General features: G+C 46.0%; 11 protein-coding genes. 6 read left to right on the top strand and 5 right to left on the bottom strand.

All coding sequences use genetic code 11. The features are described 5' to 3' along the window. The 3 genes from ACLTD4_RS28120 to ACLTD4_RS28130 all read left to right on the top strand — a co-directional run. Positions 1 to 2,649, top strand: a 2,649-nt coding sequence (locus ACLTD4_RS28120; protein ID WP_412331745.1) for a glycoside hydrolase family 3 N-terminal domain-containing protein, incomplete at its 5' end; no start/stop codon positions are given. 1 nt (position 2,650) lies between these two features. Further along, a complete protein-coding gene (locus ACLTD4_RS28125) occupies positions 2,651 to 3,088 on the top strand; it encodes a hypothetical protein (RefSeq protein WP_055658529.1) in 438 nt (145 codons plus the stop codon). A gap of 20 nt (positions 3,089 to 3,108) precedes the next feature. Continuing rightward, a complete protein-coding gene (locus ACLTD4_RS28130) occupies positions 3,109 to 4,662 on the top strand; it encodes an MFS transporter (protein WP_117622242.1) in 1,554 nt (517 codons plus the stop codon). Positions 4,663 to 4,804: 142 nt separating this feature from the next. Here the strand turns inward: ACLTD4_RS28130 and ACLTD4_RS28135 are convergent, their stop codons facing one another. Both ACLTD4_RS28135 and ACLTD4_RS28140 read right to left on the bottom strand, forming a co-directional pair. Continuing rightward, positions 4,805 to 7,075 (bottom strand): AIPR family protein, encoded by a 2,271-nt coding sequence (locus tag ACLTD4_RS28135; protein WP_117622243.1) that lies wholly within the window; start codon positions 7,073 to 7,075, stop codon positions 4,805 to 4,807. After that, a complete protein-coding gene (locus ACLTD4_RS28140; RefSeq protein WP_002605572.1) occupies positions 7,032 to 8,225 on the bottom strand; it encodes an FRG domain-containing protein in 1,194 nt (397 codons plus the stop codon). The genes ACLTD4_RS28135 and ACLTD4_RS28140 overlap by 44 nt, the downstream gene beginning before the upstream one ends. A gap of 205 nt (positions 8,226 to 8,430) precedes the next feature. Here ACLTD4_RS28140 and ACLTD4_RS28145 point away from each other — a divergent pair, with 205 nt between their 5' ends. Beyond that, complete coding sequence (locus ACLTD4_RS28145) at positions 8,431 to 10,593, top strand: M13 family metallopeptidase (protein ID WP_117622244.1); 2,163 nt, start codon at positions 8,431 to 8,433, stop codon at positions 10,591 to 10,593. A gap of 543 nt (positions 10,594 to 11,136) precedes the next feature. Further along, positions 11,137 to 11,640, top strand: coding sequence for a QueT transporter family protein (locus tag ACLTD4_RS28150; protein WP_002605574.1), 504 nt, complete (start codon positions 11,137 to 11,139; stop codon positions 11,638 to 11,640). A 343-nt stretch (positions 11,641 to 11,983) separates the two neighbouring features. Here the strand turns inward: ACLTD4_RS28150 and ACLTD4_RS28155 are convergent, their stop codons facing one another. Continuing rightward, positions 11,984 to 12,337, bottom strand: a complete 354-nt coding sequence (locus tag ACLTD4_RS28155) for a helix-turn-helix domain-containing protein (protein ID WP_002605575.1) — start codon at positions 12,335 to 12,337, stop codon at positions 11,984 to 11,986. Positions 12,338 to 12,546: 209 nt separating this feature from the next. Here ACLTD4_RS28155 and ACLTD4_RS28160 point away from each other — a divergent pair, with 209 nt between their 5' ends. Beyond that, positions 12,547 to 13,977 carry a sugar transferase gene (locus tag ACLTD4_RS28160; RefSeq protein ID WP_117622245.1) on the top strand — a complete coding sequence of 477 codons (1,431 nt, stop codon included), beginning with the start codon at positions 12,547 to 12,549 and terminating at the stop codon, positions 13,975 to 13,977. 442 nt (positions 13,978 to 14,419) lie between these two features. Here ACLTD4_RS28160 and ACLTD4_RS28165 read toward each other — a convergent pair whose 3' ends face one another. Both ACLTD4_RS28165 and ACLTD4_RS28170 read right to left on the bottom strand, forming a co-directional pair. Beyond that, entirely contained in the window at positions 14,420 to 15,607 is a 1,188-nt protein-coding gene (locus tag ACLTD4_RS28165) for a site-specific integrase (RefSeq protein ID WP_117622246.1), read from the bottom strand. Positions 15,608 to 15,686: 79 nt separating this feature from the next. Further along, entirely contained in the window at positions 15,687 to 15,890 is a 204-nt protein-coding gene (locus ACLTD4_RS28170; protein WP_117622247.1) for an excisionase, read from the bottom strand. Between the last annotated feature and the right edge of the window lie 62 nt (positions 15,891 to 15,952).

Genomic DNA, 15,952 nt, shown 5'->3' on the forward strand with positions numbered 1-15,952 from the left:
AAACTGAATGAAACGTATCTTCACTCTGAAAATGAGACTCCTTCCGCGGAGTATGACCCGGGCGAGCCGTCCGCAGCGGAGATCAAGGCAGTCAATTCCGATTATGCGGCCAGCTTTGCCGAATACGGCGACGCGGCAATTGTAGTCATCAGCCGTCCAAGCGCGGAGTCCAAGGACTATCTGCCGGGCGGAGTGGTTGATGGTCTGGGAGCGGAGGAACCGCTGCAGCTGACAGCCAATGAACGCGATACCATCGAGATGGCGAAGAAATGCAGCGACAATGTAATCGTGCTGCTCAACTCCGCCAATGCCGTTGAAATCGGTGACTTAAAGAATGACCCTGAAATAGATTCAATTCTCTGGATTGGATTCCCAGGCTGCTACGGTATGCTGGGTGTGTCAGATATCCTTTGCGGACGCACCAGCCCTTCCGGCGCACTTCCTGATATCTACGCAACCTATAATATGTCGGCTCCCGCCATGCAGAACATGGGTAATTTCCAGTATGAAAACGGGGCGGAAATGCTCACCCGCGGCGCTGGACAGACCGGCGGCACTACAGGCAACTACCTGATCGAAGCTGAAGGCATCTATGTTGGCTACCGCTACTATGAGACCAGATATTACGATTCGGTATTTGGAAACGGCAACGCCGGTTCTCCAGTCGGCGCTTATGCGTCTTCCGCGGAGTGGGACTATGACAAAGAGGTAGCCTATGGCTTCGGATATGGTCTTTCTTATACCGATTTTACCCAGGAATTCGAGGGAGAACCGGAGTTTAACGTCTCCACAGATCCGGTAACAGGCGTCTGCGATGCAACCGCCGTATTTCATGTAAAGGTAACAAATACCGGTGACATGGCCGGAAAATCCATTGTCCAGATTTACGGACAGGCTCCTTATACAGAGGGAGGCGTTGAGAAGTCTGCGGTTCAGCTGCTTAATTTCGGGAAGACCGATACCCTGAAGCCAGGCGAATCACAGGTGGTCTCCGTCGAGGTTGATTTACAGTATATTGCCAGCTACGACAACACGTATGATAACGGTGACGGCACCGTTGGTACTTATATCCTGGATCCGGGAACGTATTACTTTGCCATGGGTAACGGCGCACATGATGCCCTGAATCATATGATGGCCCGCCAGGGAGCGGATCCGGAAAGTCTGTCAGGCGAGAGCAACAGCGCTATGGCTTACGAACATAAGATTACAGAAGATTTTATTTCCAGCACCGCTTTCTCTGTTTCGAAAACCGGAGAGAAGATTTCAAACCAGCTGGATTACGCTGACTGGAACTATTTCCAGCCGGGAGAGGTTACTTATTTAAGCCGTACCGACTGGGCCGGCACATATCCGAAGAGCTACACGGATATGACTCTGGTCAATGAGGAACTGATCAACCTGCTTAACGGTGACTATTATACCATTCAGACGGACGACGACACCTCCGGAATCACCTGGGGGAAGGACAGCAATCTGATGTTCTATGAGATGTACGGCACTGATTTTGACGATGCAAAATGGCAGGAGCTGCTTGATAAGATGACGCTCGAGGAAGCACAGTATCTCGCCACGTTCGGCGGTCCGAGTATCCCTGGAGTCAGCTCCATCGGTACGGTGGAGACGTATATGACCGAGAACGCAGGAAATGGTGTGGCTGTAAACTTAAACGCTTCAAAGGACACGGGGGCTCCCTGGAGCATCTCCGCCAGCGATCCCAACGGAAACTGGCATCCGGAGGTATTTGCCAACGCACCGCTCGTAGCGGCTTCCTTTAACCAGGATTTATATAAAGAAGTTGGCTCCTTTATCGGAGAGGAAGCGCTGTTCACGGGAATCCCGATTCTGTGGGGACCTGGTTTAAATACTCACCGTCATGCTTATAACGGCCGTAACGGCGAATACTATTCGGAAGACCCGGTTCTGTCCGGTTCCGCGGCTATGGAATTTGCCATCGGCGCACTGGATTACGGCCTGATTGCAGCACCCAAGCATTTTGCATTTAACGATCAGGAAACAAACCGAAGCGGCGTGGCGCCTTACATGCTGGAGCAGAGGGCCCGTGAGGTCGAGCTGCGTGCTTATCAGATCGCTTTCGAGGCGACCAAGTATGACACGGAGGAAGTGGACGCCGGTATGCGCGGCCTGATGATTTCCTTCAGCAAGATCGGACCGGTGGAATGCACCGCCAGCTACGAACTGATGACAGAAATTCTGAAAGAGGAGTGGGGCTTCAAGGGATATGCCGTCACCGATATTTATGACGACACTGATATTTACGGAGCGGTACTGGCTTCCGGAACGACCTGCTTCGATACCCGCGGTATCTCAGGCTTCTATGGGGCTACGACGCTGGAAAACTGTTCCACCTTTGCCACTCAGGTTGACGGCAGCAAGGTCAGCGCCCAGCTGCTTTCCGGCGATGCGAGGCTGCAGAATGCCGTGAAGGATTCCTGCCACAATATCTTATATGCGTTCAGCCAGAGCAGTCTGATGAACCGTTATAACAGCACGACACATATCGAGCAGACCATGACATGGTGGCGTATGGCCTATATGGCGGCTATCGCAGCATTTGGAATTCTGCTGCTGGCCAGTGGAGCTCTGTATGTCGTGTCCTCCAAACGCAAAGAAAGAGAGGTATCATAAAATGACAGCTTTTATTAAAAAACAGGGTCCGGCTTTCTATTTCAATATCCTGTCCGCGGCAGCTGGCATCGCGGCGTTCATCGCCATGGTGATCAGCAGTACCATGAACGAAGCTTATGCGCTCAATTCCTTCCCGCTGTTTGTACTGGGGGCAATCGCCGGGATACTTTTGATCTTGATTGCTGTTTACGCCGCTAATCGGTGGGGAAATTACGATTATGTCGGGACACTGTCCGGTGTGGCTGCCGTTGCTCTTTTTTCAGCCGTCATCGGCGGGATCATCTTGAACCGCGTCCTGCTGATATCCGGATTATTTTCCTGGAACTCCGGCAATACGCCTGGCTGGAACGTATTCTATGCCAGCGTGGTTTCCATTGCCTGCTTTGTGATCTCCATCGTGCTGCTGATTATCGGTTCATTCTTAAAGAGTGTTAAATAAGAAAGCAGGAGGTACCATTTATGAGCAACGAATCAACAACGGCGGCCGGCATGAACCGGGCAAAGCCTTACCAGCTCGTCCTGTTTCCGTTTAATAACGGTGCAACCAATGTTTACTATATTCTGACCATCACCTACATTGCCTATTACGGCAATGGGGTGCTGGGACTGGCGCTGATGTTCGCCACGACCATGGTAACGGTCATGCGTCTGTTTGACGCGGTGACGGACCCGATCATCGGCGCTCTGATTGATAAGACCAACGGACGCTTCGGCAAATTCAGGCCTTATATGGTGCTGGGAAATGTAATTATGGCGGTGAGTGCGTTTCTTCTGTATTTTGGCACCAGGCTCATCCCCGACACGATGATGTGGCTGCGCTATACCTCCTATGTGGTGATCTATGCGCTCTATGTAATCGGATATACGTTTCAGACCTCCTGCACCCGTTCCGGACAGACGGTGCTGACCAATGACCCGAAGCAGCGGCCCATGTTTACGATTTTCAACATGGTGGCCAGCATGCTGGGGATGGGAGCGATCCAGTTTCTGGCACCCATTTTCCGGGCGAAATTCGGAGATTATACCACGGCCGCATTTTTCGACATGATGATTCCGATCTCGGTTATTATCTCTGCCTTATTGACGGTGCTTGCGGTAATCGGCATCTGGGAGAAAGACCAGCCGAAGTATTTTGGACTGGGAAGTGAAGAGAAGCAGAAGATCAGGATCTCTGAGTATGTGGCTATCATGAAAGAAAACAAACCGCTCCGGAGGCTGATGGTTGCGGGAGCCGGCTGCAAGCTGGCGCTGGCTATTGCCACCAATGGTACGGTGCTCTGTATGCTTTATGGTTCCATGATGGGCAATTATAACGGACTGTACCTGCCGATGATGATTGCGGGCTACGTTTTCTCCGCGCCGTTCTTTATACTGACGGTGCGCACCTCCCAGAAGCACGGGCAGAAGGCGTCCCTCACGCGTTACGTGGGGCTTGCGCTGGTGATGTATGTGGGAGTCTTTGCACTGCTCATGTTCTGGAAACCGGGCGTGGCGGGAGTGAATCTGTCTCTCAGCAGCTTAAATATTTATACGGTCCTGTTTGTCCTGCTGTTTGGAATCGGATATGGAGCCTACTATGCGACGGCGGATATGCCGATCCCCATGGTTGCAGACTGTTCGGACTATGAGACCTACCGCTCAGGCAACTATATCCCCGGAGTAATGGGAACACTGTTCTCCCTGGTGGATAAGCTGGTGTCATCTTTAAGCTCTACGGTGGTGGGAATTGCTATCGCGGCCATTGGACTGTCTACGCTGCCCGGCGGTGATACGCCTTACATGGAAGGCATGAAGGGGATCGTCCTCGTGCTGTTCTGCGTGATTCCGATGATTGCCTGGGCGCTGACCCTGTGGGCCATGAAGGGCTACACACTGACCGGAGAGCGCATGAAGGAAATCCAGGCGGTCAACGCGGTCCGCAAGGATGCGATTGCCAAAGGAATGAGTACGGAAGAGGCGCTGGCCACCTGGAAGACCATGGATCAGGTGCCGGCGGAGTTTCGACAGGAATGATGAAATAAAGGATATTAAAAAGAATAGGTAAAACAAATAAGTAAAACAAATAAGTAAAACAAATAAGTAAAACAAAGAGGATGCCCGGAAGATATGAATTGACTTCCAGGGCATCCTTTTAAGTGGCCTTAACCTATGTACATTACCATGAAAACAATGGCGTCTTCCCGTCAATGGCGATCCAGCTGATACTGTGTTTTTTCACGTGAAGAAGGCTGCAAATCAGGTCGATCTGATTATACTTTACGACACTGTTCGAGTGAGTACCCACCCAGTAGGTTTTTCCGTCGCTTCCCGTCACTTCAACTGACCTTCTCAGATAACCGTAGCCCTCTTCCGCCCTGGCACGGTCATCCGTGAACCAGTCTGTGCCGTTCGTCAGGATCTCCTTCTCATGGCCGGGATAGTTGTCGAGGACGTACTGAACCGTCTTTACCATGGCATGGGCGGTGCTGTTGACCCGTTCGGCCGGCCCATTGTTTAATTTGATGAATTTGGCCTTGCCGCCGCCCGGCGCTTTCTGCGCCTGCGTATCTGGCTCCGCGGATGGCCGCCGGTCTCCGGCAGCAGCCTCACGGTAGCTTACGAGGTCGATTTTCTCGTCATCCTCCAGGCCGTTGTTTACGATCTGTGCAAACCTGCTAACGTCTGCCACGTTCCTGGTCAGTAAGTAGAGCTCATCCTTTTTAAACGTATTGGAGTCCAGAACCGGATAGTTACCTGACAGCTGTGCCGCAGCGCCGCACAGTTCGGCAAAGAGCTCCATCATGTCTTTTAATTTGTCCCGAATCAGTTCAAAACAGTCTGTGAACTGGGAGTAATCGCTGCGGTATCCATTAAAGAGCTGGACCATATATGTGGTAAAATACCATTTCCCGTTTTGCAGTACAGCTGCCGCTGCCGGATTGTCCGTGATGATTTTCTTTACATTTTTTCCATAAAAATCGGCCACTCTGACTGCAAAATACACCGCGCCGTAGTACTTCTCAAAAATCTCCGCTTCCTGTTCATCCTCTGCCTCCAGCCATTCGGGTACGAATATCGTTTTATCCTGAAAACTGTATTCTCCGCCGGTGTCATTTCTGGAACTCAACAGGACATTGGTGCCCTTGCTGCGGGCGTCCCCCGGGTACCCTGCGCAGGCCTTCCGGGCTCTCGCAAAATCGACGAGGTCAACGGTGCGCCTGGCGATATTTCCTTCCCCGCGCTTCACCAGCCTGAAATACCTTTTGCCGTTCATCTGCTCCCGCTCCAAAAATGCGGCCAGCTTCACCACAAATGGCGATGCGAAGGCAATATCCTCCGCCTTAATGGGCTTCTGCCGGTTTAGAGCTACGCTGATCTCGTTTACCTCCCGGGTAGAATCCGCTTCGGACTCAGCAGCCTGCGCGGAGTGTGGAATATGTATGATGCGCAGCAGTACCTTGGCGTTCTTCGACTGCCTGATCTTTTCCACCAGCTTTGCCGCTTCCTCTGTCTCACCTTTATTTTTGCATTCCTTTAAATCATATTCCATCTCATAAAGGCACTGGGCGGATGCGGTGATGGTCTGGGCTCCGTTGATGACGGAGAAATGAAGGTCGCCGTATTCAGATATGTGTTCCAGAAGCACCTCCTCCACACGATCCAGTCTAAAATCGGGCCGTTCTACCAGAATGGTAATACCGTTATTCTTAAACCAGAACTCGCCGGGGTTATTTCTTAACGTATCTTTGATCGCGCGGTCAACGCCCAGCTGTTCATTTAAACCGTACCGGACATTGCGCTTAAACAGCTTGTCGCCGATTCTGTTATAGATATCAATCAGCTGGTGCAGGTGGACAGAAGTCACATATCCCCGGTTAGAACCTTCTGCCTCGTCCTTATTTTCCCAGTTGATATGGCATTTCATAGGAGGCATCTGGATAAACTCAAACCGGTTTACACTGGTCAGCTTGATGTCCTGCTCATTGTAGCTGTTGTCGAGAATATAGAGAAAATTTACAGTACCTTTCCAGGCCTTCATCTCTTTCCGGATATTTTTCTTCATGGTCTTACCTTCCGCCGAAAGAAAAAGTCTTTCGAGGAAAACCCGGCTTTTCATGTTGTCTACGATGCAGATGACATAGATATTCTTTTCCGCCGATTCCGGCATGTCTGCCAGGCGGCAGGCTTCCTCCTCCAGAGCCGCCAACAGGCTGCCGCTGTCCTCTGTAAATTTCAGAAACAGAAAATTCTCACTGCTGTCAATGCCCATCTGTACAGAACTGCAGATTTCCCATTTTTCTGCCCGGACCAGGAGATTCAGCGCCTTTTGAGCCTCTTCGCTGTCCCACCAGGTCTCGTCGCAGTCGATATCCCGGTTGCTCAAAATATTTCTGATGTACTCTTTATAGTTTTCGATTCTCCTGGCTCTCATCCGATTTTCGCTCATTGTCTTTTGTCCTTTCCATACTGATTAGCAGCTGGCTCCCTGAGAATTTATGAATGCCATGCTGATTTAGCTCTTTGGAAAATTCCAGAATTAACTGGTTGTAACGGTTTACGATAGTATTCAGTTCTTCTTCTGTCAGGTAGGCCTTCTGTATGGCCTCTTCCAGGTTCTGGGTAAAGTCCAGCAGGCCAATCCGGTAGCTGTTAATCATATTTTCCACGTAGACCAGAATCCCGTCTGTATCCAAATCCTTCCGGTTATCCAGGATGTAGTCAAAATAGTAATCCAGCTCCTTCTCCAGCATTCTGACGGCATACTTAAGCTCGTTGCCGCAGCAGAACTTCTCCGTGTTCAGTTTCCGGCTCTTATTGCTGATCTCATCTACCAGATTCACAATCTCCGGATAGATACTCCCGGTATGAATGCCGAAAAATTCCTTTAATTCTTTTCGGATCAGCGGTTTGGCCTCCTTCGGAATCCGGATGCCATACGTCATCCACGCGGGTAAGTCCGCAGCATCGTTGCCCTGGAACAGAATGAAGGCGCCCTGCTGTGCCACGATCCGGTTATTCAGTTTTGTGTGGTCAATAAATTTATGGTTCTTCTCAAAAATAATCTTATCCCGGTGCCACTGCCTGTCCCGGTTAATAATGGCGTCGTAATTGGCATTGGTATTCTCCGCGCTGGGACTGAAGATCTCATCGATGAAAAATACGAACACCATCCCATCCTCGTGATCCAGTGAATCAACGTCCTTGCGGTAGTACGGCGTGACCGCAAAATACAGGGCCGTCAGGCAGTTATAGGACACATCCAGAAGGCGGCTGGGAAATTCTCCGTGCTGGGCGTCGATGGCGTTGTCCAGATACCGCTTCTCGCCCGTCAGTCTGTTCTGTCTCATGGCGTCAAAGAGACTCTTCTCAAAAAAAGGATTGCCATCCATAACGCCCCGCCGGAAAATGTTGGCGCGGCAGGAGGTGGTATAAATCTGGGGCTCGCCCCGGTAAACGTAACTGTAATTTTCACCTTTACGGGATTCCATGTATTCTTTTATCTTGGAAATATAATCGGATACATTCTCAATGGGTTTTTCTGAGATTTCTTTGACTCTTTTATCTTTGGGAAGAACATAAGCGCTGTTTTCGTTCAATTGCTTTCCCTCTCTTTCGATATAGATTCCCTGCTGGCTGGGCCAGGAAAATCATGATGGTTTTATTATAGCTTATACGGAAGGGGCATTCAACGGGGAATCGGCGTAAGTTTGGTGAAATATGGCATGAAAAAGATAAAAAAAAGCCATAGTAATAGCAGGTGCGTAAGAAAAGTAAAAGCGAAACAGAAAAAGAGGAACGAAAATGAAGAAAAGAATACTTGGTTGTCTTACAATGTTATGTGTAATCTCGGTGATACTAACCGGCTGCAGAAATCAAAGACAAGGAGCCGCTGATCTACAGAACCGAGAATCCTCCTCCCTGGCTATGGCGGAGGAAAATGCCATGAACCGGGAAGTGGGGGCGCAGGATTCAGGAGCCCCACAGGGTACAGGAGATTCGCAGGGGACAGGAGATTCGCTGGATTCAGAAGACGCGGTCAGAACCGCTGGAAAGGCGGAGGCGGGCAATGTAAGGGCGGAAGACGATTATTACAATTATGTAAATCAAAAAATCCTTGCAGAAAAGCAGATCCCTGCGGATTCTGGAAACTGGAGTTATTTTTACGAATTGGGACAGAAATCTTATGATAATTTAAGTGATCTGCTTAATGAAATTATCAATCAGAGAGAGCAGTTTGCCGAAGGATCGCCGGAACAAAAAATAGCCAGTCTATATCTGACTGCAATTGATATGGAGGGGAGAAGAAATGCCGGATTTGGTGCGCTGCAGCCTTACCTTGACAGCATCCGCAATGCGGCTGATATTCAGGAATATATAGAAGCGATCGGGACTATAAACAATGAACTGGGATTCTCCAGTCTCATTGCTCCGACTTATTATGAGGATATGAAAGATTCCCGGAATTATGGATGCTATCTGGGGAGCGCCGATTTAGGGCCGGGAAAAGAGACGCTGGAAGATGGTACACAGTCGGCTATATTGGAAGCATACAGGAAATATATAAAAAATATAATGGAATCCACAGGAATCAGCGAAAAAGAGGCGGAAAGAGCTGCTTCATCCATTTATAAGTTTCAGACTGATTTAGCGGCTGCAACGCTTCCGCTGTCTGACCAGAATGACCCTGAAAAAACGTATAATCCCCAATCGCTGAAGGAGCTCAGCGCCCTATACTCCAATATTGATATAAAAGCATATTTAAAAGCGGCCGGGGCGGCCGGTTTTAATTCCTGGGTGGTAAATGATCCGGGACAGGCAAAAAAGGTGAACAGCTATCTGACAGAAGGCCATCTGCCGCTGTTGAAGGATTACTCCGTTTTCTGCCTGATTAAAGATTTCAGCCCTTGCCTGACACCGGAAATACGGGACAGCACCATAGCATGGAGCAATGCTCAAAAGGGAATTCAGGGAAAGAAAACGGATAAAAAGCTGGCAGGAGAGCTTGTTCAGAATACATTTGGATTTGAGTTCGGCAGGCTTTATGTAGAAAAGCATTTTTCGGAAGAGGATAAGAAGAATGTCGAAACGCTGGTCCATCAGATTCTGGCCGCCTATGAAGATCGTATAAACGGATTGGATTGGATGGGAGAAGCGACAAAAGAAAAAGCAATTCGAAAACTGGAGCATATGACCCTCAAAATTGGTTATCCGGATCACTGGCCGGATTACTATGAAAACGCAGTTATTCTTCCGGAAGGGCAGGGCAGTCTGGTTGACAATATGGTAAATGTATACCGATCGCTCAGATCCTACGAAAAAGAAGAAATAAAGAAACCGGTTGACCGGACCCAATGGGGAATGACGCCTCAGACCGTCAACGCATATTACAATCCTCTGAATAACGAAATTGTCTTTCCTGCCGCGATCCTGCAGCCTCCGTTCTATGATCCCAATGCAGACGATGCTTCAAATTTAGGCGGGATTGGGATGGTGATTGCCCATGAGATCAGCCATGCGTTTGATTCCTCCGGCGCCCGCTATGACGAAAATGGAAATTATAATATGTGGTGGACAGAGGACGATTTAAAGAAATTCCAGGATCTGACTCTTAAGGTAGCGGCGTACTATGACGGCCAGGAGGCTGTGAAAGGGCGTTATGTAAACGGCCGCCAGACGTTAAACGAGAATATTGCCGATTTAGGCGCCCTTGCCTGTGTCACCTCGATTGCCGGAGATGATACGGAAGCCCTGAATTCTCTTTTCACGCAGTATGCCCGCATCTGGGCGTCGAAATATACAGAGGAAAGCATGATCCACAGGCTTAATACGGACGTTCATTCTCCGGCAAAAGTGAGAGTAAATGCTGTCTTAAGTTCCACAGAGGCTTTTTATAAGGTCTACCCGGATTTAAAAGAGGGCGACGGTATGTATGCAGCGCCGGAAAAGAGGGTGAAGATCTGGTGATGCGGGCTGGTGAGAGCCAGCACGTTTGTTGAGTCGTTGAGCGGAATCGCCTGATTAATTTGTTGGGGGATGCTGGACGACTAGAGCGACTGAAAACGCGGTGGTGAATGAGATAGCAATTGTTTAGGGATAGGGGGAACGTAAACAATTTGTGTAAAGTAAACAGTTCGTGTAAAGTAAACAGTTCGTATAAAGTAAACGATTAGTTGACAAAACGGACTTATTAAAGACTGAATTTTTAATGCAGTAGCTATTGAGTGATAAGATGGCCTTTACAATGGCAGCAAAATATGTAGTATAGTATTAATGTATAAAGAAACAGCAACCTCATTTTTATGATAAAAGTATGTCATAACCTGCATTAAAACTATATGAAATATCCGGAGGGAGAGGTTTGTCATACTGTTGAGGAACCGCTTGCTTTTACCCTGTTTTTGTGCTATAGTAGGATCGCTGATTTTCCCTGAAAACAGGTAAAAACGGCAAATATATGGTGTGTTCGAAACCTTCCACACTTAAAACAAAACTAAAGGAGAAATGAATATGTTACAAAAAACTTCAAGCAGAACCTATTTTATGGTTTATGCGGCGGCGATTGCTGCCATCTACACCGTACTTACAATGGTATTTGCACCGATCAGTTTCGGTCCTATCCAATTCCGAATTTCGGAAGCGCTCTGTATCCTGCCATTTTTTACACCGGCCGCAGTCCCGGGGCTGTTTATCGGATGCCTGTTGTCCAATTTATTGTGTGGCGCCGCAGCATTGGATATCATTTTTGGGAGTCTGGCTACGCTCATTGGGGCCTTGGGTTCCTGGATGCTCCGCAAAAACAAGTGGGCGGTCTGCCTTCCGCCGATCCTGGCAAACACAATTGTTATCCCATGGGTGTTACGTTTTGCATATGGCTCGGAAGATATGATTTTGTATGCAATGGTAACTGTAGGTATTGGTGAGATTCTGGCGATCGGTGTTCTGGGAAATCTTTTAATGGGAGTTCTTTATAAATACAGACAGATTATGTTTGGCAAGAAAAACCTTGCGTAATGAATTCTGAAGTAGGTCTAAAAGATCGAACAAAGAAAGAAAAATATTGTAGAATTTTCAGAGAATATAAGAGAAAAGCAAGTTAGAAAATAGAATTTAAGAGCTTAAATTATGAAATACAGCATACTGGTGGAATACCCTTGCCTGATAAACAGATAAGAGGCAAAGGGGGAAACCAGTAGGCTGTATTTTTAATTAGTTTCTTCTATATAATTGGTATTATAAGAACTGAGTCTTTATAGTTAAATAATATTTGGATAAGTGTCAAAAAAATGGTGCAGCAAACGCCTGATAGTTTTAAATAATCGTTATGCGAATGGCATGGAACAATGATTTCGTTCCTTTAGCGTTCATCACAAGCCTTCATAAATAATTTTAACAGATCCAATGCATATCTTTTTTTCTTGATGCTGCAATTTCCCAGAATTTCGATGACTGCCTGCTGTTCCACATCCAAGTCTGTGAATTCGCTGGTATCCTCATTATTTCCGTAGATTAAGTAATCCAGCGAAATATTGAGACAGGATGCAATGCTAAGCATTGTGTCAATGGACATACCGCAGGTCCCGCGTTCAATATCCTGGCAGTATTTATAAGCACGACCGATTTTTTCCGCAAGCTCCTCCTGCGTCAATCCCATAATCATCCGTCTGTTTCTGATTCGTTCCCCTGCTGCAATTCGATTATATCCCGCCAATTCATAAGCCTCACTTTCCAGAAATTACCGTACATAAAATTATTATATGGTTCATTAAGGTTGACAACACCTGTTTTGAGGGTATAATAATAGTAAGTTTTAAACGTATATTATGCACCTGTTTCTAACGCGAACAGATGATGAAGTGCCAAAAATCGACATGCTGTCGAAAAATGATCATACGGCACTAAAAAGGGTGAGGATGAAAAATGTATAAAAAGGCTAACCTTGGCTGGCTGAAACACTGGGATTTTATGATCCTGGATTTAGTTTGTCTGCAAGTGGCATTTATAAGCGCTTATTTTATTCGTCATGGGGTTCATTTGGCATATGAGAACAAATTGTATCGAAATATGGCCTTTGTACTCTTCTTAATTCAAGTCTGCGTCACTTTCTTTGGCGAGAGCTTCAAAAATGTTTTGAAGAGGGGATATTATAAGGAGTTTACAGCTACATTTAAGCACGTATGCCAAATAATTCTAATTGCGGTATTTTATTTGTTTGCAACGCAAACCGGTGAAGGATATTCCAGAATTACGCTGGTCCTGACCGGCATTATTTATATGGTCATCAGCTACATAGCCAGGATTCTTTGGAAAAAATATTTAAAAACCAAAGGTGTTGTAGGAAAAGGAAATCGATCGTTATTAATTATAACATCAGAAGAAATGATGGATATAGTGATTGATAACATTCGTAATAATAATTATGAAGGTTTTCAGATTATAGGAATCAGCCTTCTAGATGCAGACCGTGTTGGTGAGACGATCAATGATGTGCCGGTAGTAGCAACCATGGACAATGTTGAAGAGTATGTCTGCAGAGAATGGGTAGATGAGGTATTTCTTAATCTGCCGAAAGAGATTCCATTGCCAAGAGACCTGATTAATCATTTCATCGAGATGGGGATCACGGTTCACTTGAAACTGATCGAGATGGCGAAGCTGGAAGGCGAAGTGCAGCGGGTAGAGCGGTTAGGAAGCTATACCGTTTTAACGAGCAGTATTAATATGGCTTCATGGAAACAGGCATTTTACAAGCGGGCTATGGATATTGTCGGCGGCCTGATCGGATGTATCATCACTGGAATTTTGTATTTGATTGTGGCACCATGCATTTACATAAAATCACCGGGACCTATCTTTTTTTCACAAGTCAGGGTAGGTAAAAACGGTAAGAGATTTAAGCTTTACAAATTCCGCAGCATGTATATGGACGCGGAGAAACGTAAGAAAGAACTGATGGCACAGAATCGTGTGAAAGATGGAATGATGTTCAAGCTGGACCACGATCCCAGAATTATTGGTGGTGACAAAGGGATTGGAGGATTTATCAGAAAGTATTCGATCGATGAGTTCCCTCAGTTCTGGAATGTGTTAAAAGGCGATATGAGCCTGGTAGGTACGAGGCCGCCGACCATAGACGAATGGGACAAGTATGAACTGCACCACCGCGTAAGGCTGGCCATAAAGCCCGGAATAACCGGAATGTGGCAGGTGAGCGGGAGAAGTGATATTACGGACTTTGAAGAGGTTGTGAGGTTGGATAAAGAGTATATCACAAACTGGAGCCTGGGATTGGATATGAAGATTGTGATGAGGACTGTGGGGGTGGTGTTTGGGAAGAGTGGGGCGATGTAGGGGGTAGATAGATAAAAGTAATGAGTTTTAGGATTTGAACTGTAAATAATAACAATTATTTGGTGATAGGAATTTTTAGCAGCTATCAGTAGTATCCCATTATCAGCCTAATTTCTTGAATTAAATAACATCAGAAAAATGATAGTGAAGAAATTACCTTGTATATTGAATGATACTTGTAGAAAAGTCTGCTCCTATAATACGAGTAGTTACCTAATAATTAAATAGTCTCCCCCAAATATATATGACTATATTTTTCTATGAAAAACTATATTGATTTTCTGATTATCTTTTCATAAGTTGGTGAATGTCGGTTTAGCCTGTATTTATAGGCTTTTCCGGCGTTTTTTGCTTTGGAAGATACTTCGCAAATTTCGGCATTTCTAGGTATGATTTTTTAATCAAAAGTAGTAAAAGTGTAGTAAAACTGGCTTTTACTACTTTAAGCAATCAGTCTTTCCATTTCTTCTTTTGCCGAATCAAATGAAGCGTGTGCGTAATAGTTCAGCGTCATGCTGATATTGGAATGACCCATGATATATTGCAATGATTTTGGATTCATTCCGGCGTTGGCTAAACGGGTACAGAATGTATGTCTTAATGTATGCGGCGTGATGTTTGGTAATGCTTCTTTGTGATTCTTGTTGTATTTCTTCACAAGTCCTTTCAACATACTTTCATAACTTGCCGCAACCTTTGGTAAACCATTCTGATTGAGGAACAGGAAATTACTATAACCATCAACAATGATTGGTTCTGCTTTTCCTCTGTTTTTCAGCACTCGTTTAAATGCTTGATAGACTGTTTCGCTCATTGGAATCTGACGGACACCGTTCTTTGTCTTTGGTGTTTCAATGTAGTACCCGATTTCTGAATCCTTTAAAAGCTGATGGTCTACATTGATTATCCTGTTTTCCAAATCCAGCTTGATAGTCAATCCACAAAATTCAGAAATACGAAGTCCAGTTCCTAACAGTATAGTGATTTCATCAACGTATTTTTGATATACCTTATCACTTCTGGCAAAGGAAAGTAATTTTTCTTCCTGCTCCTGTGTCAATGCTACCTTTTGTTCTGTATCATCTTCCAGAACAATATTCAGAGCGAAGTTAAACGGATTCTTTCTGATACAGTCGTCCTCAATCGCTGTGTAAAACGCTGCTTTCAATGAACGCTTGTAATTGTTAATCGTCTTATAAGCAAACCCTTTTTCGCTCATTCTGATAACCCATTCCTTTGCGTCCGACAGCTTCACGCTGTCAATGCTCCTAGCTCCAAGAGGGTCATTCTTCAAAATGTTCATAAGGTGCTGACGTCCTTTTTCTGTGTTACGTTTGACATTCTTCCTGTGGCTTATCTGCTTTGCATAAAGCTGGCAGACAGTCATTTTCTTGCCGATTGTGTCGATACCATCATCAAGGTCTTTTTGTATCTCTTTTATCTTTTCCCTTAACGAAATATCATCACGTTTTCCTGCTGGTGTCTTATCCGTAACAGTCAACTTCCAAGCGTAAACGAATTGAGGTTTTCCGTTTGCGTCTATATATTTATATGCGTATCTTCCATCTTTTCTCTGGCTCTCTCCAGTCCTTAAAATGCGACCTTTATTATCTCGTCTTTTTTTTGACATGATGTAAAGCTCCTTTCCATACTGGAATGAGCCTTGATACGATATATGTATATTATACCATATTTAAGGCTCATTTTCATCATATTACGTCCAGAGAATCTATGATTTTCTCAAATTGTTTTCGCTTTATCTGAACACGGTTTCCATTCATAATCACCCAACTTGCTGTTTGGTTTTCCTCCGCAATTTTACGCAATTTCTTTTCTCCGATACGGAAATATTTTGACGCTTCTTCAATCGTAAGCGTGTATTTTTCCCAGATAGGCACATCAGTATTATTCATTGTGTAACACCTCCTTTACTGTGTGTTTCCGAAGCAGTCAGATGGCTTTGGAAGCTCCACTG

The sequence above is a fragment of the Hungatella sp. genome, from assembly GCF_046966825.1.

Coding starts and splice junctions, on each gene's coding strand:
- ACLTD4_RS28165 (WP_117622246.1), bottom strand. CDS start 15,607: ATGTCAAAAAAAAGACGAGATAATAAAGGTCGCATTTTAAGGACTGGA.
- ACLTD4_RS28145 (WP_117622244.1), top strand. CDS start 8,431: ATGAAGAAAAGAATACTTGGTTGTCTTACAATGTTATGTGTAATCTCG.
- ACLTD4_RS28170 (WP_117622247.1), bottom strand. CDS start 15,890: ATGAATAATACTGATGTGCCTATCTGGGAAAAATACACGCTTACGATT.
- ACLTD4_RS28150 (WP_002605574.1), top strand. CDS start 11,137: ATGTTACAAAAAACTTCAAGCAGAACCTATTTTATGGTTTATGCGGCG.
- ACLTD4_RS28125 (WP_055658529.1), top strand. CDS start 2,651: ATGACAGCTTTTATTAAAAAACAGGGTCCGGCTTTCTATTTCAATATC.
- ACLTD4_RS28130 (WP_117622242.1), top strand. CDS start 3,109: ATGAGCAACGAATCAACAACGGCGGCCGGCATGAACCGGGCAAAGCCT.
- ACLTD4_RS28135 (WP_117622243.1), bottom strand. CDS start 7,075: ATGAGCGAAAATCGGATGAGAGCCAGGAGAATCGAAAACTATAAAGAG.
- ACLTD4_RS28160 (WP_117622245.1), top strand. CDS start 12,547: ATGTATAAAAAGGCTAACCTTGGCTGGCTGAAACACTGGGATTTTATG.